18 protein-coding genes and 1 pseudogene are annotated in these 17,525 nt (G+C 69.9%); 10 read left to right on the top strand and 9 right to left on the bottom strand.

Features of this window, described 5'->3' with window-relative positions; all coding sequences use genetic code 11:
* Window positions 1–29: 29 nt before the first annotated feature.
* Complete coding sequence (locus AC31A1_RS27820; RefSeq protein ID WP_489655953.1) at window positions 30–179, bottom strand: hypothetical protein; 150 nt, start codon at window positions 177–179, stop codon at window positions 30–32.
* Between the two features lie 259 nt (window positions 180–438).
* On the opposite strand from AC31A1_RS27820, the gene AC31A1_RS27815 reads away from it, so the two are divergent.
* Window positions 439–2,082 carry a Kelch repeat-containing protein gene (locus AC31A1_RS27815; RefSeq protein ID WP_489655952.1) on the top strand — a complete coding sequence of 548 codons (1,644 nt, stop codon included), beginning with the start codon at window positions 439–441 and terminating at the stop codon, window positions 2,080–2,082.
* 413 nt (window positions 2,083–2,495) lie between these two features.
* Window positions 2,496–3,230 (top strand): hypothetical protein, encoded by a 735-nt coding sequence (locus AC31A1_RS27810; protein WP_489655951.1) that lies wholly within the window; start codon window positions 2,496–2,498, stop codon window positions 3,228–3,230.
* On the opposite strand, the gene AC31A1_RS27805 is transcribed toward AC31A1_RS27810, so the two are convergent.
* The 3 genes from AC31A1_RS27805 to AC31A1_RS27795 form a co-directional block, all read right to left on the bottom strand.
* Entirely contained in the window at window positions 3,158–5,239 is a 2,082-nt protein-coding gene (locus AC31A1_RS27805; protein ID WP_489655950.1) for an NACHT domain-containing protein, read from the bottom strand. The two genes, AC31A1_RS27810 and AC31A1_RS27805, sit on opposite strands and share 73 nt — an antisense overlap.
* Window positions 5,236–6,219, bottom strand: coding sequence for a class 1 isoprenoid biosynthesis enzyme (locus tag AC31A1_RS27800; RefSeq protein ID WP_489655949.1), 984 nt, complete (start codon window positions 6,217–6,219; stop codon window positions 5,236–5,238). Before AC31A1_RS27800 ends, AC31A1_RS27805 begins: the two co-directional genes overlap by 4 nt.
* Before the next feature lie 433 nt (window positions 6,220–6,652).
* Window positions 6,653–8,602 carry an AAA family ATPase gene (locus AC31A1_RS27795; RefSeq protein ID WP_489655948.1) on the bottom strand — a complete coding sequence of 650 codons (1,950 nt, stop codon included), beginning with the start codon at window positions 8,600–8,602 and terminating at the stop codon, window positions 6,653–6,655.
* 253 nt (window positions 8,603–8,855) lie between these two features.
* Between AC31A1_RS27795 and AC31A1_RS27790 the strand changes: the two genes are divergently transcribed.
* Complete coding sequence (locus tag AC31A1_RS27790) at window positions 8,856–9,338, top strand: hypothetical protein (RefSeq protein WP_489655947.1); 483 nt, start codon at window positions 8,856–8,858, stop codon at window positions 9,336–9,338.
* Window positions 9,339–9,550: 212 nt separating this feature from the next.
* Here the strand turns inward: AC31A1_RS27790 and AC31A1_RS27785 are convergent, their stop codons facing one another.
* Window positions 9,551–10,474 (bottom strand): alpha/beta hydrolase, encoded by a 924-nt coding sequence (locus tag AC31A1_RS27785; protein ID WP_489655946.1) that lies wholly within the window; start codon window positions 10,472–10,474, stop codon window positions 9,551–9,553.
* A gap of 69 nt (window positions 10,475–10,543) precedes the next feature.
* On the opposite strand from AC31A1_RS27785, the gene AC31A1_RS27780 reads away from it, so the two are divergent.
* Complete coding sequence (locus tag AC31A1_RS27780; RefSeq protein WP_489655945.1) at window positions 10,544–11,020, top strand: MarR family winged helix-turn-helix transcriptional regulator; 477 nt, start codon at window positions 10,544–10,546, stop codon at window positions 11,018–11,020.
* 402 nt (window positions 11,021–11,422) lie between these two features.
* Here the strand turns inward: AC31A1_RS27780 and AC31A1_RS27775 are convergent, their stop codons facing one another.
* A complete protein-coding gene (locus AC31A1_RS27775; RefSeq protein WP_489655944.1) occupies window positions 11,423–11,854 on the bottom strand; it encodes an SRPBCC family protein in 432 nt (143 codons plus the stop codon).
* Window positions 11,855–11,934: 80 nt separating this feature from the next.
* Window positions 11,935–12,153 (bottom strand): hypothetical protein, encoded by a 219-nt coding sequence (locus tag AC31A1_RS27770; protein WP_489655943.1) that lies wholly within the window; start codon window positions 12,151–12,153, stop codon window positions 11,935–11,937.
* A gap of 41 nt (window positions 12,154–12,194) precedes the next feature.
* Here AC31A1_RS27770 and AC31A1_RS27765 point away from each other — a divergent pair, with 41 nt between their 5' ends.
* The 6 genes and pseudogenes from AC31A1_RS27765 to AC31A1_RS27740 all read left to right on the top strand — a co-directional run bounded on the left by AC31A1_RS27765 (window position 12,195) and on the right by AC31A1_RS27740 (window position 15,566).
* A complete protein-coding gene (locus AC31A1_RS27765; protein WP_489655954.1) occupies window positions 12,195–12,797 on the top strand; it encodes a copper amine oxidase in 603 nt (200 codons plus the stop codon).
* A gap of 4 nt (window positions 12,798–12,801) precedes the next feature.
* Window positions 12,802–13,245: a hypothetical protein gene (locus AC31A1_RS27760; RefSeq protein ID WP_489655942.1), complete on the top strand. Its 444-nt coding sequence runs from the start codon at window positions 12,802–12,804 to the stop codon at window positions 13,243–13,245.
* Between the two features lie 182 nt (window positions 13,246–13,427).
* Window positions 13,428–13,736: an AMP-binding protein gene (locus AC31A1_RS27755; RefSeq protein ID WP_489655941.1), complete on the top strand. Its 309-nt coding sequence runs from the start codon at window positions 13,428–13,430 to the stop codon at window positions 13,734–13,736.
* Window positions 13,737–13,895: 159 nt separating this feature from the next.
* Window positions 13,896–14,416 (top strand): annotated as a pseudogene (locus AC31A1_RS27750) (AMP-binding protein).
* A gap of 87 nt (window positions 14,417–14,503) precedes the next feature.
* Window positions 14,504–14,920, top strand: a complete 417-nt coding sequence (locus AC31A1_RS27745) for an AMP-binding enzyme (RefSeq protein ID WP_489655940.1) — start codon at window positions 14,504–14,506, stop codon at window positions 14,918–14,920.
* A gap of 268 nt (window positions 14,921–15,188) precedes the next feature.
* Window positions 15,189–15,566, top strand: coding sequence for a VOC family protein (locus AC31A1_RS27740; protein ID WP_489655939.1), 378 nt, complete (start codon window positions 15,189–15,191; stop codon window positions 15,564–15,566).
* A 136-nt stretch (window positions 15,567–15,702) separates the two neighbouring features.
* On the opposite strand, the gene AC31A1_RS27735 is transcribed toward AC31A1_RS27740, so the two are convergent.
* Window positions 15,703–15,861 (bottom strand): hypothetical protein, encoded by a 159-nt coding sequence (locus tag AC31A1_RS27735; RefSeq protein WP_489655938.1) that lies wholly within the window; start codon window positions 15,859–15,861, stop codon window positions 15,703–15,705.
* 200 nt (window positions 15,862–16,061) lie between these two features.
* Window positions 16,062–17,360, bottom strand: coding sequence for a cation:proton antiporter domain-containing protein (locus AC31A1_RS27730; protein ID WP_489655937.1), 1,299 nt, complete (start codon window positions 17,358–17,360; stop codon window positions 16,062–16,064).
* Between the last annotated feature and the right edge of the window lie 165 nt (window positions 17,361–17,525).

Raw genomic sequence — 17,525 nt, 5'->3', positions numbered from 1 at the left:
GGTCATGGCCGATAGGTCGGCGCCGCTGCTCATGGGCGGACCTCGTCCTCGCAGCGGACCCGGTCCCGCGGGACCGGCACGCCCGACGGTTGGAGCGTCACCGGCAGCGGCAGCACCTGGCGCTTCGACGACCCGGCCGGGCGCGGCAACCTCACCGGCGGCTCGGGCGGCTTCGCCATCGCCGACAGCGGCTACTCCGCCGACCGGCTGAACACCTCCCTTCTCTCCCCGGTCCTCGACCTGACCGGCGACGACACGCCCGCGGTCCGCTTCGACACCTTCTACAGGAGGTTCTCCGACGCCTCCAAGGCCGACGTCGACCTCAGCGTCGACGGCGGCACCACCTGGTCGACGGTCTGGCACCGCGACACCATCTCCGCCGGCCCCGGAACGGAGAGCATCGCTCTCCCGGCCGCGGCCGGGAAGTCCGCCGTCCGGGTGCGGTTCCGCTACACCGGCGACGACGCCTACTACTGGCAGGTCGACGACGTCAGCTTCGGCGGTATGACCTGCGCGCCTGTGCCGGGCGGGCTGCTGTACGGGACGGTGACGGACCGCAACACCGGCCGGCAGGTGAGCCGTGCAACGGTGAGCGGCAAAGCCGGCGTCACGGCGACCACGGCGGGCGACGGTACGTACGTACGCTTCGCGCCGCGGACGGGCCGTCAACCGGTCGCGGTGAGCGCCGAGCACTACACCACGGCGATGGAGAAGGTGCACGTCACGGCGGACCACGCCACCCGCCTCGACGCGGTGCTGCGCGCCGGACGGCTGGCGATCAGCCCGGCGGCGGTCGACAAGACCGTACGCAGAGGGAAGGCCACCACCGCGCAGCTCACCCTGCGCAACACCGGCTCCGCCCCGCTCACCGTCAACCTCACCGAGCGGTCCGGGGACATCCCGACGGCGACGACAGCCGACACGGCGGCCCCGCGATACCTCCCCGGTGACTACAGCCCCGACCGGCTGACGAAGGCTGAATCCACGGCCACGGCTGTGACCTCCGCCACCTCGGCCTGGGCCCCCGTCACCGACTATCCCACCCCCGTCATCGACAACGCTGTCGCCACCGGCCCGGACAGCCGCGTCTACTCGGTCGGCGGCACCGACGGCACCTCCGTCCTGTCCGGCGGCTATGTCTACGACCCCGTCACCGCCGCCTGGACGGCGATCCCCGGCGGCCCCGTCACCCCCCGCGAGTCACCCCAGTCAGCCTTCCTGAACGGCAAGTTGTACGTCACCGGCGGCTGGACAGCGGACGGCGGTACCGTGACCACCACCGAGGTCTACGACCCGCAGCACCACACCTGGTCCACCGCCGCCCCGGCGCCCGCCGGGTACGCGGCAGCGGCCTCCGCCACGCTCGACGGCAAGTGGTACCTGGTCGGCGGCTGCGGCCAGGGTTACTGCACCGGCGCCACCGCAGTGCAGGTCTACGACCCGGCCACCGACACCTGGGCCGCCGCCACCCCCTACCCCGAGCCCGTCTCCTGGCTCGGCTGCGGCGCCGTCTCGGGCACCCTGTACTGCGCGGGCGGCACCACCGTGGTGGAGGGTACGCGGCACGGCTACGCCTACGACCCGGCCACCGCCGCCTGGACTCCGATCACCGACCTTCCCATCGATCTGTGGGCCTCGGCCGCCACCACCGCCGACGGCCGCCTCCTCCTCTCCGGCGGAGTCAGCGACCTGCTCGGCGCCGTCACCAGCGCCGGCTACGCCTACGACCCGGCCGCCCGCACCTGGACGGCCCTGCCCGCCGCCACCACGCCGCTCTACCGGGCCGGCGGCGCCTGCGGGTTCTACCGGGTCGGCGGCGCACCGAGCGTCTTCGACGCCCATGCGAACGTCGAGCAGCTGCCGGGCCTCGACAGCTGCGTCCCGACAGCCGACGTCCGCTGGCTCTCCGCCACACCCGTCACGCATACGCTCGCCCCCGGCCAGCGCCTGACCGTCACCGTCCGGCTGGACGCGGGCGCGACGGAGGTGGACACGGCCGGCACCTACACGGCCGCGCTCGCGGTCGGCACGGACACGCCGTACACGTACCCGTTGGTGCCGGTGCGGATGACCGTGCGCTGACAGGCCGCCGTCCGACGATCGTCCGACCGTTCTCTCTCTCTCCCCCCCCCCGCGACTTCATCAGTCGCCGGGGGGGCACCCCGCACCTGGACGGCCGCGGTGTCGTGCTCCTCGCCGGCTGCCTGCTGCTGGGCTTCGCCGGCCTGGCGGGCGCGAGCGCGGCGAGCCGAACGCTGTTGCGCGAGGTGGTGAGGGACGCGGGGACGCGCCCGGACTGAAGCGCGCCTCTGTGATCGACCGATCGACCGGCAAGTCGGCGGCCTCCCCCGGGGAGGCCGCCTGCGTCGTGTGGGCAACGCCTGCCCCGTTCCCATGGGCGCAACGGCAACGTTCGCGTTCGCCCTCCCGTAGTAGCGTCGTCACGGGGTAGAGATGGAGTGGCGTCGGCGGAAGGCGAGCGGGTGAGCGGAGCGATGAGCTACGAGCCTGAGCTGCTGCGACCCGAGGCAACGGTTCCGCTGGCGCCGTTGCGGGGGCTGAAGGGCGCGGCACGGCGTTACGGGACCGGGCTCAGCGGGCCGGAGTTCGCCGAGGCACAGCTCGTCGGGGCCGGGTGGGCGGCGGTGCCGCTCGTCGTGGCGCTGGTGGCGCTGCTGGTGCCGTCCGTACGGGCCGCCGCGTTGGTGTGTGCGGTGGTGCTTGGGGCAGGTGTGCTGGCCCGGTCGCTTCTTCTGGTCGTCTTCGAGCGGCTTCAGCACGCGTACGAGCCACGCTGGTTGGCGGATCGGACCGCCGACCTGCGTGGGCACGACTTCCCCCTGCTGCGCTGCGCCGTCCGCTCGGACGACGTGCCGGGTCCGCCCCAGGTCTATGATCTGACCAGGGGCAACCAGGTCGGCGCGTTGCTGAGACGGCGGGAACGGGAGCGGACCGTCGGCACCTTCTCCCAGGCCACCCTCCAGTTCGTCTGCGCCGTCGGCCTCGACGAACTCGCCGTTCTCGCCGAGGTGCGCCGTGAGTTGGCCGAACTGGACTTCCTGCCGGTACTGCCCGGAGCCCCCCAGGCCTGGGTCCGCTTTCCCGAGGCGTGCTACATGGCGCTGCCGGACACCGGACGCAGGCCCGCCCGACGGGCCTACTGGGTGCTGTCCGGACCGGTGTTGGTGTCGGCGGTGGAGGCGACGGCCCGGGCCGGCTCGGCCAGGTGACGCTGGAGCAGCTGGTGCCGGAACTCGTACTGGCCGTTCATCTGCCGCAACACCTCCCGATGCTGCGCGTCCTCCATGAACGCCATCAGCCGCCACGGCGTGTGCCCACGCATCCGCAGCCAGCCGCGGGTGGCCACGAACCGGCCCCATGAACTGGACCCGATGGCCATCAGTCCGAGCCCGGTGGCGCTGAGCAGCGCACCGCCGGCCGCTCCCATCAACACCTCAACGCCGGTGGGCAGTTTGTCGATCAGGGTGACGTCGTCGAGCTGCGGGGTGCGGCGGCCGTCCTTGATGGATCCGCCGAGGTAGGCGCCGGTGAGAGCCCCGGCCACGCCGCCGGCCAGCCAGGCGTAGAGCACCGTGGAGCGGTCGGAGCGGAGCAGCGTGGTGGGGGTGATGGCGTCCATGAGGTCGCTGGGTTCGCTGAGGTAGCGGGCGGCGGCGAAGGTGATACCGCTCAGCACACCACCGATCACCACGTACTGGGGTCTCTCGTAGAGGAACGCGACGATCACCGCGCAGGCGGCGGCGCCCACCACTCCGAAGCCGAGCACCCGCTGCAGAGCGTGCGAGGAGGGCGGTCGTACGGACCTCAGCCGCGGCTTGGCCCGGCGCGGATCGTCCCCGGGCACCACCTCCACAACCAGCGCGCCGACCAACGCGGCACCCAGACCGATCCACAGGCCCAGCAGCGGGCGGTCGAAGAGGGCGAACAGCGCGATCGCCGGAGCCGAGCAGCCGATCGCCGCGTTGACCAGGGCCACCGTCATATGCACCCACTGCGGCACCGCTCGGTGCAGTTGCCACCAGGCCAGCCGTCCGGTGGCGGGGTCGACATTGCGGGCGAGGAAGGCCAGATGGCGGCGGGCGTCCTCGACGCCGTAAGGACGGGCCTTGCCTCGGGGATGCAGATAGGCCCGGGTGATGAAGGCCCCCAGGAGCCGCTGCCCGATCCGTTCCTCGGCCTCGGGCCCGGTGGCCGTGAGGATCTCCCGGGGCAGTGAACCGTGCAACGACACCGCCAAGGAGAGCATGAACGGTGTCTCCAGCACCCGCGCCAGTGGGCCGTCCGGCCGTGCCTCCAGGGCGGCGAGCAGCGGTTCCAGGCCCGGGCCGGGGTGGGCGGTCTCCAGGACCCTGCGCCGCTCGTCCGCGCTCACCGGCTGCAGCCGTACGACGAGCGTCTCGCGCAGCATGCCGTCGGGGTCCAGCCGGGCGAACTCGTCGGTGCGGCAGGCAAGGATGAAGGACCGGCCCTCCAGACCGGCGGCGACACCGCGTAGTACGGCGGCCCGGTCGGCGGCCTGGTCCAGTCCGTCGAGAACGGGCACGACGTGGTGACGGACGAGCTCGGCGCAGATCAGCCGGTTGCGCGTCTTGTCGGTGCTGGCCGCGTGGATGGAGGTGAGTTCGTCCGTCATCCATTCCATGAACGGGCGGGCCGGGTTCCAGGAGGAGACCTGGAAGATCACGGGGACCAGTGGGCCCGCTGGTTCCGCGAGCTCCAGGGTGGCCAGTACACAGACCGCCGTCTTTCCCGCGCCCGGATCCCCCGTCACCACCAGCCGGGACAGACCGCCCGCACGGACGTGCCGGGCGAAGGTGGCCGTGAGCTGGTTCAGCACGCCCTCTTCGGGCAGTTCGGCGGCCAGCCGCGAGAACCGCTCCGAACCGGGCCGCCGCCGCCATGGCACCGCGATCCGGCGATCCGCGAAGAGGCCACGGTTCTCGCATTCGGGCTTCCATGCCTTGACCATGCGCAGCGCCAGTGCCGGCACCTGCGCCGCCACCGCCTCGTCGAGCGTGGCGGGCGGACGCAGACCGTTGTACAGCACGGCCGTCACAATGGCGGCGACGCTGAGTACGACGGGAATGAGTGAGGCCCACAGGTCCAACGGCTTAAGATCGCCACGCCTGAGACCTTGTACGCCGACCACGACTGTGGCCACCAGGACCGCGCCGAGCACGCAGAAGAGGCCCACTTTCACCACACGCTGGGCCCTCATGACCGGGTCTCCGGTCCGGCCGCCGGGAGGGCGTCCGTGCCGCGGGCGAAGACGGTCAGTACGGCGGATCTCCGGGCGGCGCGGCGCGTCAGCCCACCGAGGACGGGGAGCCTGCGGCCGACCCACGCCTTGAGAAGCAGGAAGTAGAGCATCCCGCAGTACGGTCGCGTGGACCGGCTGCCGTAACACGCCACCAGCCGCGGCCGCATGCCGCACATCCGCCCCGCGATGTGCGCCAGGGTGACCACACCCAGGGTGGCGAGGGTGGTCACGCCGTGCGCCCGGTCGGGCTCGACGTCCATGTAGTCGTCGAGGGACTGCAGGGCCTCACCCAGATCCAGGGCGAGTTCACGTTCTGCGGGCTTCAGGCCGGGTTTGACGATGCTGCACAGGATCAGGTGGGCCGAACTGCCCTTGCCGCGGGTGATCTTCTCCAGTACGTCGACGGGGACGTCGGCCTCACGCTGGCGGCGGGAGAGGACCTGGAACTCGTGCAGCGAGGCGAGCGCCGCGAACACGGACTCGTCAGGGGTGTGCCCGAGTCTGCGCTCAAGCTCGTGCACCAGCCGCCCGAGGAGCAGTTCGGCGTCTGTGCCCGCGGTGAAAGGCCGGTTGCCCAGCAGGTCGGCGAGGCGGGCATCGGCCGAGGCATCGGTGTCGCCGTCGATGAGGTCGTCGTAGAGCCGGGTGACCGCGCCGGCCAGAACGGCGACGTCCAGTGGGAGCGGACGTCCGGTCAGACGGGAGTAACCGAGCATGGCCAGCCCGAACTTCACGCTCATCGCGCGCAGCGACCGGTCGGCTCGGTCGTGCTCGCGCGGGTCGGTGAGGGTTTCGGTCAGAAAGGGGGCGACGACCTGCTCGTATGCCTCGCCGAGTCCGGGCAGCGATCGATACCCGCCCCTGACCGCCGACGGTAACCCGGTGGCCATCCCCAACGAACGGAAGAGCGCACCCACCTCCGTGAACCCCTGGCCCATCCGCACTCCCCCCGGCCCGTGCCATCCCGAGGGTGACACAAGGGTGAGCAGGCGGTAAATACCCTGGCTGGTGCGTCCCGGTATGGGGCGACCGCGGTCTCCAGCCGGACGAACGAAGAGACCCGCCTCGGCCGTCGACGTCACACCGACCGGCTCTTCGGCTCGCGCGCTCTCCGGTTCCTCGATGCGGAGCAGCGTCAGCAGGTCGCCAGCGACGACCGACAGGCACACGGTCCGCTGCCTCCAGGTCCCCGGCCGCAGGCAGCGCGATCAACAACCGGCCGTCCCCAGACTGCCGCACGCCATGGACTGGGGAGCAATTCTCGTGGCCGTGGGCGGACTTGCTCAATGGTGCGGACTCGCCGCGGCGGTGGGGGCGCTCACGGATCGCGCGAGAGACGCACGACACCGCTGCCGGCACGCCATGCGTGCGTCACTCGCGGACGGCTATCACGACCATCGCCTCGGACGCGGCCTCGTCGAAGGAACCCAGAACGCGCCCCCCGCGCGCCCCGAAGACAGCCACCTGCCGCAGCCCCGCCTGCTCCAGCATGCGCAGGATCTCGGGCAGCCGGTAGTAGTGCATGAAGTGCCGGAACCAGCCCCCGCTGCCGTCCGGCCGCTGGAGCCGGATGGCTGTCAGGGAGGTCGCGCTGGACGGGTCTGTGATCGAGTACTCGGTGCGGAGGGCTCCGTCGGGCAGGGTGGTGGTGTCGATCTGCCGCTGGACCCTGAGGTTCTCCCAGTGCGGGCCGTTGACGTACTCGAACACGAACGGGGCCCCGGACTTCAGCGCGGTGGCCGCCGTACGGAAGACCGCGGCGTTGTCCTCGTCGGCGTCCTCGTACCCGAACGACGACCCGATGCTGAAGACGGCCTCCATGGAGCCGGCCGGGACAGCGTCGGGCAGTCCCCTCGTCATGTCCGCCACCACGTAACGGACCCGGCCTGCCAGCCGTACCGCCCGTTGTTCTCCCAGGGCCGCGATCTCCGGCTGGATGTCGATGTTCGTCACGTCGAGGCCGTGCTTGACGAATCCGGGGTCGTGCGTCCCGTGGCCCGCCCCCAGCACGAGGATGCGCGCGTCCCGCGGCAGTGGGTGGCCGGTGTCCGCGAGCCGGTCGAGGAGGTCGTCGACGAGCCGGATGTGCCGTTCCTCGGCCTGGACGTAGTCGGGGAAGCTTTCGAGATACAGCAGTCCGTACGACGGCTCGTCCGCGCCGAGTCCGTCGAGGAAGACGCTGCGGGCACGGGTGCGGTACCAGCGGGTGAGGCGTGCCGCGAACGCGTCCCGTTCGTCGTCGGTGAGCTGTGAATCGACGTAGTCCCGCACCGAGTTGTGCAGTTCGAGGCCGGACTCGGTGCGCCGGACCAGGAATCTGGCCTCCAACTCGGCGAGCCGGGCCGGGGTTTCACCGTCTTGCGTCACCTCGGCCAGGAGCTCGGCCGGTGCCGCTTCGTGGACGAAGGCCAGCGCCTTCAGGACGTTCTGCCAGACGGCGTCGAGCGAGTCGTAGATGGGGCCGATCCAGGCGTCCAGGTTGTCCTGTTGAGCGGACAGGTCCACGGCCAGCACCTCGGGTGTCGTATGGACGGCCTGCCCGGCGAACAGCGTCAGGGCCTGGGGATTGCCATCGCCGGCCCGCCGCCAGACCGTCTCCAGCGTAGCCTCCGGGATGCGCAGGCCACAGCGTTCGAGGAGGTCGTGGGTGTCGGCCTCGGCGAGCCCGTGCAGCTCGATCCACGGCGCGCCGACTGTGCGCGGAATCTCGCGCAGGTGTCTTCGGCTGGTGAGAACGAGGGTCGACCGCCCTTCGGTGTGGGCCGTCAGGCCTGCCCACCGCACCAGTTCGGGATCGCGCACGGTGTGGAAGTCGTCGAGCACGAGCAGGATCTCGTTGGCGGCCATGAACGCGGTGAGGGCATCCCGCAGTCGGCCGGCGTCCGCGTCCGACGCCCCGGCGACCAGGGCCAGTTCGTGCGCGCCCTGGAGTTCGGTGTCGTAGGAGAGCGCGATGGTCAGGGATCGCAGGTTCAGTGTCTGGGTCTTCTCGGCGCAGAAGACCCATTTCACCCGTCTTCCGCCTCGTTGGCCCCGCTCGCACCGGCGGCCCAGCGCGGCAGCCAGCGTGGTCTTGCCGATCCCGCTGAATCCCTCGATGACGGCGAGTGGCGCATGCCGCCGCACGCCCGCCGCGAGGGCACGCAACTCCGCCGTACGGTCCACCAGGGGCCGCGCCTGCCCCCGGACGCGGGCCTGCGGCGCCAGGACCGTGTACTCGGCGAGCAGTGGCAACGGGGCGGGCGACGGCTCCGGCGCCGCGCTACCGGCCGCGCGCCGGCCGGCGCGCCACTGAAGAACAGCGACGGCAGTGCTGATCACTCCGGCAACCGTCCCGACAAGCGCAGTGGGATCCATGGCCCGTCCCGTCCCGGGTCGAAACTTCCGTCCGTGGAGAACCGGAATCTACCCGCTGCGGCCCACCGGTGAACGACTCAACGCCCTTTGTTCACAGGAGAGTTGACACGCACAACGGCCTGCTCTTACCTGGCGTCAGGAACCATCGCCGCCGTCCCCCTGGATGCCGAGGTGTGGCGTGTCCGGTAACGATCACCTTCCCCGTCACGACACGGCCTTGCACGGCAACGTCCTGTGGTGGCGGGCCCGGTGCGGGGGCTGCGGCTGGGAGGGCGACTGGACCCCGGACCGGGACACCGTCCAGGACCAGTTCATGGACCACTACAGGCAGGTCAGCGGCGCCCCTCCCCGGCCCTCGCCGGAGAACTGCGGGGAGTGCCACGGGCGGGGCGGTCCCGAGTGCGACCGCTGCGACGGCCGGGGCAGAGAGGCGTGCTGGACCTGCCAAGGTGACCCCGGCGAGGGACTGCTGTCGTGCACCGCATGCCAGGGCCGGGGCTTCGACGAGTGCACGGACTGCGACGGACGCGGCGCCAAACGGTGCTCCACGTGCGGCAAACGAGGACCGGGCCGCAGGGACGAGGAGATCTTCGTGCCCGCGGCCGTCGGAGGCAGCGGCTGCTCGCCCGTGGGGACGATCGTGGGCCTGCTGCTGGTCGCGGGAGTCCTGGCCGCGCTGTGGGGGATGATCTCCAAGTGACCGCTACGGCGGTTGAACGTCAAGCGGACCAGGTCACCCATCCACACCCCCGACCGTCGGCCGGTACCGGAAATCCAGCGTGGCCTCGGCCCGTCCGCCACCCCAGCCCGTTCTGCTTCTGCGGACGGTCGACTCGTGGCGCCCTGCATTCCCTGTATTCCCGCGAAGCTCAAAGCCGCCCAGCCTGCTGTATGGCCAGACGGCTGCGAGATTTACCCGGCTGACGCGTGCGCAGTGTCGGGAATGTGGACGTGTTGCGTGAGGAACAGGGCTGCGCGGGCCAGTGCCTGGTCGGCCTCGTCGAGAACGCCGGCGAACGACTGGAACACGTGGGGTACGTCGGCGGTGATGTCGAGGATGACGTCCACTCCGGCTGCGCGGGCTCGGGCGGCCAGGCGGGTGGAGTCGTCCAGCATGATCTCGTTCGTGCCCACCTGAATGAGCATCGGGGGGAAGCCGGTCAGGTCGGCGAGGACGGCCGGGCTGAGCATGGGCTGGTGCGGGTCCTGCCCGGCGAGGTACATGGCCCCGGTGTGTTCCACGGACTTGCGGGTGAGGATCGGGTCGATGCCTTCCTTGGTGTCCATGCTCTTGCCCGTGCGGGTGGCGTCGAGGCCCGGGGAGAACGTCACGATGGCGGCGGGCAGTGGCAGGCCGGCGTCGCGGGCGGCCAGGCAGGTCGTGACGGTGAGGCCGCCGCCGGCGGAGTCCCCGGCGAACGCGATGGCCGAAGGGTCCTGACCGCTGCCCAGGAGAGCGCGGTAGGCGCTCAGTGCGTCGTCGATCGCGGCCGGGAACGGGTGCTCGGGGGCAAGCCGGTAGTCCAGCGAGTACGCGCCGAAGCCGGTCTTGGCAACGAGGTGTCCCGTCAGCGACAGCACGCTTTCGGGGGAGCCGTACACCCATCCGCCGCCGTGGAGGTACAGGATTGTCCCGGCACGCGGCCCGTTGTCCGGCTCGACATGAAGTGCGGGTCGACTGCCGAGAGTTGTCCGCTCGGTGCGGATGCCGTCGGGCACGATCATCTGGGCCATCAGCGCCTCGAATCCGGCTCGGATCGCCTCGACCGACCGGGGACCCTCGGGCCGCGGCCGCCGCAGCATAGCGTCGACCTGCGCGCGCTGTTCCTTGCTCATCATTCTTCCCCTGCCGTAAGTACCTTCCACTGCACTATATGCCGTGGCATCTAATATAGACTACATGCCGTGGCATCTAAAGCGAGCAGTGAGACGGTCGACCTCCCGGGCTTCTTCGCCGACCTGGTCCGATGCGAGACGCGTCTGTACAACGCCCTCAACGACCGTCTCCGTGAGCGGCACGGGATCGTCACCTCGCAGTTCGAGGCCCTGCGCTACCTGCGCGACCACCCCGACTCCCGCGTGGCGGACCTTGCCACCGAGTTCGCCATCGGCATCGGGGCGACCAGCAAGACCGTCGACCGTCTGGAGAAGCAGGGATGGGCCGTCCGGCAGCCCAATCCATCCGATCGCCGGTCCTCCCTGCTGGCCCTGACCGACGACGGCCGGCAGCTGGTCGACACGGCAGAAGGAACCTTTGCCGAGCGGTTGGCCGAGCTGACCGCAGATGTGCTCAAGGCGTCCGCCCTGACGGCCGCCGCGCAGGCCCTCGCGGAGCTGCGTTCCGTCCTGGAACGCGACCAGATCGGCACGCCCACAGGCTGACGCGATTTCGCAACCCGGTCGAAACGGCGACGGCCAGGCATGGTCAGCCTCGGCGCACCATCAGGGTCGGCCCCGGACTGATACCTCTTCGCGGTCTGCAACCGGGTGAAATTCCCCCGGCATCGCAGAGCGTCTGTTGCACTCCGACTTCCTCACCATGGGTCTTGCCGCGGCAGCACGTCGGGCTCTGCTGCCCCATGCAGCTGGGAGGGGCCGCCTTGGGGACGGTCAGCTCGCATCCGCGGGCCGCGTCGTGGCAGCCGTAGACCTCGCCCTGTCCTCCCACTCGGCGATGATCTGCGGGCGTCGGCTGACAGCACCCGGGGGCATGAGCCGCTACGACCCCGCGCCGGTGCGTAAATGACTGGCACGCGCCCGGCGCGGTGATCGCACAGCCACGCCTCACCGGCCTTGTTCCAGATACTGCCTGAAGTGCTCCAGATCGCTTCGGACGAGCCGTTCGATCGCGGTTGCCTGGGCGAATCCCTTCGGCCCGCCGAAGGTCTCCCTGATGGTGTCGGGGTCGTACTCAAGCCGTGCCTGGACCCGGGTGTGGTTCTGGTCGATCGGCTCCAGTGAGAAGGAGCCCATCAGGTCGGGGGCGCCCGTGGTGGTCCACTCCATCACGCGTTCCCCGCTGCGGTCGGTGACCTCGGCCTGGAATTCCCGGGCCCGGCCGCCGGCCTCGACGTCCAGACGCGCTCGGCCTACCTTCTCCGTACGGGCTTCGCGCACGCCTTCCACGAAGCGCGGATAGTGCTCCACCCGGTGGATGCCGTCCCAGGCCTGGTCGATCGGAACTCCGACGTCGACGTGTTCTTCGAGGGTGCTCATGGCCCACCTCCGTGTCCGGCTCATGACGCATAACCTGCTGCTACCAGTGTGCGCGCAGTCGGCCCTGGCGGACGCAACGGCTACGTCGTGCCGTTCCACACATACGGTCCGCCGCCCCGCCACTCGATCAGCTCGGGGTCGTCGACCGCCCGGTCCTCGGCGGGCAGGCCCACCCGATGCAGGAGGTCCAGCACGTCGAAGAGGCTGTACGCGGTGCCCATGCGCTCGCCGTGGATCATCACGCGCCGGCCGCCGTCGGACTCCGGCGGAAGCACGACCACAGGGGGACGCACGTCCATGACTCCAGAATGCGCCGGAACAGGCCCTTCCACCACAGCACCTGTTCTGTGCCCGCCTCGACCTGGCGGTCGACGGCCGCCGCAACGCCGTCGACGAACTCGACGCCGTGGCCGTCCCGGTCAGCGACACCAACCCCCACGGCAACGCCTTCCGACAGGCTCGCACCCGGCTCACCTCGGAACTCGACGCCCGCCGCACGGCGGACAATCTTCGCTCGCGTACGTGGCTGGTCAGCAACCCCGACAAGCAGAACCGCCTGGGCGAGGACGTGGCCCACGCCCTCCACCCGGAGGGACAGCCGACCCTGCTGGCCGACCCGTCCAGCGTGATCGCCAAGCGAGACGCCTTCGCCACTCGCCACCTGTGGGCTACGCAGTACGACCCCGCTCAGAAGCGGCCCGCCGGCGAGATCGTCAACCAGAGCCCCGGCGGTGACGGCCTGGAGTCGTTGGTCGCCGGTGACCGCCATCTGGACGGCGAGGACGTGGTCCTGTGGCACACCTTCAGCCTCACCCACTTCCCGCCCCCGGAGGACTGGCCGGTCATGCCCGTCGACTACACCGGCTTCAAGCTCAAGCCCGTCGGCTTCTTCGACCGCAACCCCGCACCGCGCGGCACGACGTCGCACTGCCACGGGTCGTAACGCCATGACCGCATCCACAAGACACGGGATCCTCCGCCGGGTGGCCGCGGGCCTGGCCGTGATCTCCGCCTTTGTCCACGCGGCCATGCTGCGCCAGCACGGCGACCGGTTCGCCGTCGTCCTGCTGGTGCCGGCGCTGGCCTGCCTCGGCTGCGCGGTCATGCTGTGGCGGTCGTCAGGGCCAGGCGAATGGACGGCCATGGCGATGCTCAACGTCGTGATGCTGACGACTCATGTGCTGTGGCCGGCGGTCCAGCCCGCGATGGATCACATGAACCGTCTCCAGAACCACGACCAGAGCGGCAGCATCACGCTGATGCGCGCGGCTCTCGCCTTGGCCGTTATGGAGACGCTCCTTGCCGTAGCCGGGCTCTTCGGCGCACTCCTCGGGGAGCAGCGGGAAATCACCGGGAAGAACGCGTCGTCCCCGGGCCGGGGCTACCGGTAAGTCCGGTTACTGGACGTCGTCTCGCGCGCCCGCCGCGCGGCACGGCGGCGACGACGGCGACGGCGACCCTGCCGTGATCCTCTCCCGAGTTCCCTTCTGCCGACTCGGGACCAGCCAGAGGACCGTCGGGGGTTCTCTTGCGAGCCGCGCTGCGTCATCATCCACTCGAACGGAGCAGTCCTTTGCTGAACCTCGCTCTGATGCTGGAGTCGTCCGCACGCCGACACGCCGACCGGACCGCAGTGGTGTGCGGTGATCGCAGGCCCTCATACGCGGATGTGGACGCCCGTGCCAACCGGTTCGCGAACCTGCTGCACCAACGAGGTGTCCGCCCCGGCGAGCGTGTAGCGCTGTCCTGCCCCAACGTCGAGCAGTTCCCGGTGCTCTACTACGGCATCCTCAAGGCCGGCGCCGTTGTCGTCCCGGTCAACGTGCTATTGACCGCCCACGAGATTGCCTACCACTTGGAGGACTCCGGAGCCACGGCCTAGTTCTGCTTCGAGGGCACACCGGAGCTGCCGCTCGGTGAGACCGGCTGGGCCGGCTTCTCCGCAGTCGACGCATGTCAGCACTTCTTCGTCGTAACGGCTGACGATCACGCGGCCTCGCCCGTGGCGGGAACCGTCACCCTGGCCGGCGCCCTGAGCCAGATGTCGGCCGAGTTCACAGCGGTTGCCACTGCCCCCTCGGACACCGCGGTGATCCTGTACACCAGCGGCACCACCGGCCGGCCGAAGGGTGCCGAGCTCACTCACAGCAACATGGTGCTCAACGCGCTGACCTGCCACAGGATATTCGGCATTCACCCGCACGACGTCCACCTGGTCACCCTGCCGCTCTTCCACTCCTTCGGCCAGACGGTGCAGATGAACGCCGGTTTCGGCACGGCGGCGACCCTTGTCCTCCTGCCGCGGCCCTGAGGCTGATGGAACAGGAGAAGGTCACCGTCTTCGCCGGAGTGCCCACGATGTACTGGGGGCTCCTCGGCGCCGACCACTCCACGGTCGACCTCGATGCGACTGCTGCCGAACTGCGCCTGGCCATTTCCGGAGGCGCCGCTCTGCCCGTGCAGATCCACGAGGGGTACGGCCTGTCCGAGACCAGTCCTGTGGCGACGTTCAACCATCCCGGCCGGGAGACGAGGCCGGGGTCCATCGGTGAACCCGAGTGAGGTGTCGAGGTCAGGCTCGTCGACGAGGACTGGCGCGACGTACCGACGGGAAGTGTCGGGGAGATCGCGATCCGTGGCCACAACGTCATGAAGGGGCACCTCAACCGCCCCGAGGCCACTGCGGAAATCCTCCAGGACGGCTGGTTCCGCACCGGCGACCTCGCCCGCCGCGCCGCCGATGGCTACTACTTCATCGTCAACCGGGCCAAGGACATGATCGTGCGCGGTGGGTTCAATGTGTATCCACGGGAGCTGGAAGAGGTGATCATGACCCATCCAGCAGTCAGCCTCGTAGCCGTCGCCGGCATGCCGCACGAGTCCCATGGCGAGGAAGTGAAGGCTTACGTGATCAAGGAACCCGGTGCTGATCTCGACGAGGCATCGCTGATCGCCTGGTGCAAGGACAACATGGCCTCCTACAAGTACCCCCGGCTCGTGGAGTTCCGCGACTCGCTACCCATGACTGCCACCGGAAAGCTCCTCAAACGGGAGCTTCGTCGATGAAGGGTGATGGGCACAGATCCTTGAGAGAGCACTTGATCTTGGCGTATTGCCCTGTATGCCCTAGTAGGTTCCTCGCCAGGGTTCCGGGTGCGCAACGGCAAGATCGTGGAGCACTGGGACATCACTCAGTCCGTGCCGGAGACTCGGCCAACGGGAACGGGATGATCTAGGCAGTGTCTCTTCGATCATGCCCAGAGTCTGGTGAGGCGGTCGGCGTCGAAGCTGGCCGCCTCTGGACGGTGGGAGGCATTCATGATCGGCTTGGGGCATGAGTTCTTTGATACGCCATCTCACCTTCGACGCCGCCGACCCGTTCGCTCTTGCGGGCTTTTGGGCCCAGGCCCTGGACGGCTCGCTGGCTGATGACGACTTTCCTGGGGATCCGGAAGCCGTGGTCACGACTACTGCTGCAACCTTGCTGTTTGTCAGGGTCGATGACCGCAAGGCGGTGAAGAACCGCGTGCATCTGGATCTCCAACCCCAGGACCGCACCCGGGACGAGGAGGTCGAGCGCCTGCTCTCGTTCGGTGCCACGCTTGAGGGGGACCATCGAAGGCCGGACGGAACCGGGTGGGTGACGCTGTATGACCCCGAAGGCAACGAATTTTGTGTGGAACGCAGCGCGGTGGAGCGGGCGAACGGTTGATGTCCTGCTGCCTGGTTATGCCTGTCAGGTCCGGACCCAGATGAGCAAAGCCGCAGCCGTGACGGTTCGCCCGTGCCGCTCACCCAACTCACACCGCCAGCCACGACGGACGGCCAGGCCGAAGGCAGGAGATCGCCTACAGAACGGCGTTGACGGCTGGAAGGCAGCAGCCCAGGACGAAGACCTCGGCGAACTGCACAGCCCACAGATCCGCCACCATCAGGGCCAGGACACTCACGGCCCGCAGGACGGTCGGAACCCGGAAGCGGGCTTCCGCCTCGGTGCCCGCGGGCATCGAAAGTCCAGACGGCCGGCGCCGGCCGGCGCTTCCCCAGTCCCCGGATCACGAATTCGAGATTCCTGATTTTCCGGTTCCGTGGGAATCCCGCGCTCCACCGCCCTTCGAACCTGGCGCGGAACCCCCTGAGAACCGCTGGACATTCACGCGGGGTCGAGGGGGAAGGGGCGGATGCGGGCCGGGCTTTCCCGGCGGCGTTACACCGCCGTGCCCACATTGTCCGCTGGGCCGCCCGTACGCCCGGGCACGACGCTCTCCCCCGCGCGCCCGTCGGCCGCGAGGCGGGCGGTGTCCGCAGGGCGGCCGATGATCCAGCTCAGCAGCGGGCCCGTCATCGTGGTCGTGACGATGGCCATGACGACCATCAGCGAGTACAGGTCCCGGCCCAGGAAGCCCAGTTGCAGGCCCACGTCGAGGACGATGAGCTCGGTCAGGCCACGGGTGTTCATCAGCGTCGCGAGCGCGGCGGACTGCCGCAGCGGCAGCCTGTTGAGACGGGCGGCGGTGAACGCGCCGGTGAACTTGCCGCCGACCGCCGTCAGCAGGATGAGCCCCAGCGTGCCCAGCCCGGCCGCATCCAGGCGGGACAGGTCGACCTGGAGACCGGCGATCAGGAAGAACACCGGCAGGAGCAGGATGTCGCTCAACTCGCCCAGCCGCTCGTGGACATCTGCGCGCAGACGTTCGCCGCCGGTGCGCGGCAGGATCACGCCGAAGAGGAACGCGCCGAAGATGTAGTGCAGACCCACCCACTCGGTGGCGGCGGCCGACAGCAGCAGGCCTACCAGGACGGCCGCGAACACGGTCGGGGTCAGCGTCAAGGCGGGGCGGCGGGCCACGAAGCGGCGCAGCAGGGGCCGTACGACGAAGAGCATGCCCAGCAGGTAGGGGACGGCGAGCAGGATGCGCCACTGGTCGGAGCCGGCCTGACCGCTGACGGCGACCACACCGGCCAGCAGCGTCCACGCCAGGACGTCGTCGATGGACGCACAGGCCAGCGCCACCACGCCGAGCGGGGAGCGGGTCATGCCCCGGTCGGTGAGGATGCGGGCCAGTACCGGGAACGCGGTGATCGACATGGCGATGCCCATGAACAGCATGAACGCCGTCCGGTCACCGGTGCCGTAGTCGTCCATCAGATACAGCGCGAGCAGCATGCCCAGGCCGAACGGCAGCAGGACGGAGCTGAACGACACGGTCGCGGCGAGGCTTCCGCTGCCGCGGATCGTCGCGGCGTCCCACTGCAGGCCGACCAGGAACATGAAGGACGCCACACCGACCGCGGCCAGGGCGCCCAGCAGCGGCCGGATGCCGGCCAGGAACAGCGCGTCGCAGAGCGCCCCGTGGAAGAGGGTCGGGCCCAGCGCAATGCCGGCGAGGACCTCGCCGATCACCGCGGGCTGGTTCAGGCGCCGGGCCAGCGCGCCCAGCAGGCGGGCCAGCAGCACGATGGCGGCCAGGGCCAGGAGGAGAGAGGAGGTCTGATGGGTGGTCATGGCGATGGGTGTCCGTCTCCGTAGGGTGGGTCCGTCCCGGGAGCAGCAGAGCAAGGGTGACGCCGCGGCACGCCGGCGGCGGACTGTCGGCGGTACAGGGGCGGGACAGACGGAAAACCCGACGCCCACTGTGTGCGGTCACCGGGCTTTTCCGTAGAGACAGGG

This window comes from Streptomyces sp. P5F9 (assembly GCF_057961495.1).
This window is presented reverse-complemented; position numbering and strand designations above follow the sequence as displayed.

Excerpts from the sequence above, each read along its gene's own strand:
- AC31A1_RS27820 (WP_489655953.1), bottom strand. The coding sequence starts at position 179 with ATGGCGAAGCCGCCCGAGCCGCCGGTGAGGTTGCCGCGCCCGGCCGGG.
- AC31A1_RS27810 (WP_489655951.1), top strand. The coding sequence starts at position 2,496 with ATGAGCTACGAGCCTGAGCTGCTGCGACCCGAGGCAACGGTTCCGCTG.
- AC31A1_RS27805 (WP_489655950.1), bottom strand. The coding sequence starts at position 5,239 with ATGAGGGCCCAGCGTGTGGTGAAAGTGGGCCTCTTCTGCGTGCTCGGC.
- AC31A1_RS27800 (WP_489655949.1), bottom strand. The coding sequence starts at position 6,219 with ATGGGCCAGGGGTTCACGGAGGTGGGTGCGCTCTTCCGTTCGTTGGGG.
- AC31A1_RS27785 (WP_489655946.1), bottom strand. The coding sequence starts at position 10,474 with ATGAGCAAGGAACAGCGCGCGCAGGTCGACGCTATGCTGCGGCGGCCG.
- AC31A1_RS27775 (WP_489655944.1), bottom strand. The coding sequence starts at position 11,854 with ATGAGCACCCTCGAAGAACACGTCGACGTCGGAGTTCCGATCGACCAG.
- AC31A1_RS27770 (WP_489655943.1), bottom strand. The coding sequence starts at position 12,153 with ATGGACGTGCGTCCCCCTGTGGTCGTGCTTCCGCCGGAGTCCGACGGC.
- AC31A1_RS27760 (WP_489655942.1), top strand. The coding sequence starts at position 12,802 with ATGACCGCATCCACAAGACACGGGATCCTCCGCCGGGTGGCCGCGGGC.
- AC31A1_RS27745 (WP_489655940.1), top strand. The coding sequence starts at position 14,504 with ATGAAGGGGCACCTCAACCGCCCCGAGGCCACTGCGGAAATCCTCCAG.
- AC31A1_RS27740 (WP_489655939.1), top strand. The coding sequence starts at position 15,189 with ATGAGTTCTTTGATACGCCATCTCACCTTCGACGCCGCCGACCCGTTC.
- AC31A1_RS27735 (WP_489655938.1), bottom strand. The coding sequence starts at position 15,861 with ATGCCCGCGGGCACCGAGGCGGAAGCCCGCTTCCGGGTTCCGACCGTC.
- AC31A1_RS27730 (WP_489655937.1), bottom strand. The coding sequence starts at position 17,360 with ATGACCACCCATCAGACCTCCTCTCTCCTCCTGGCCCTGGCCGCCATC.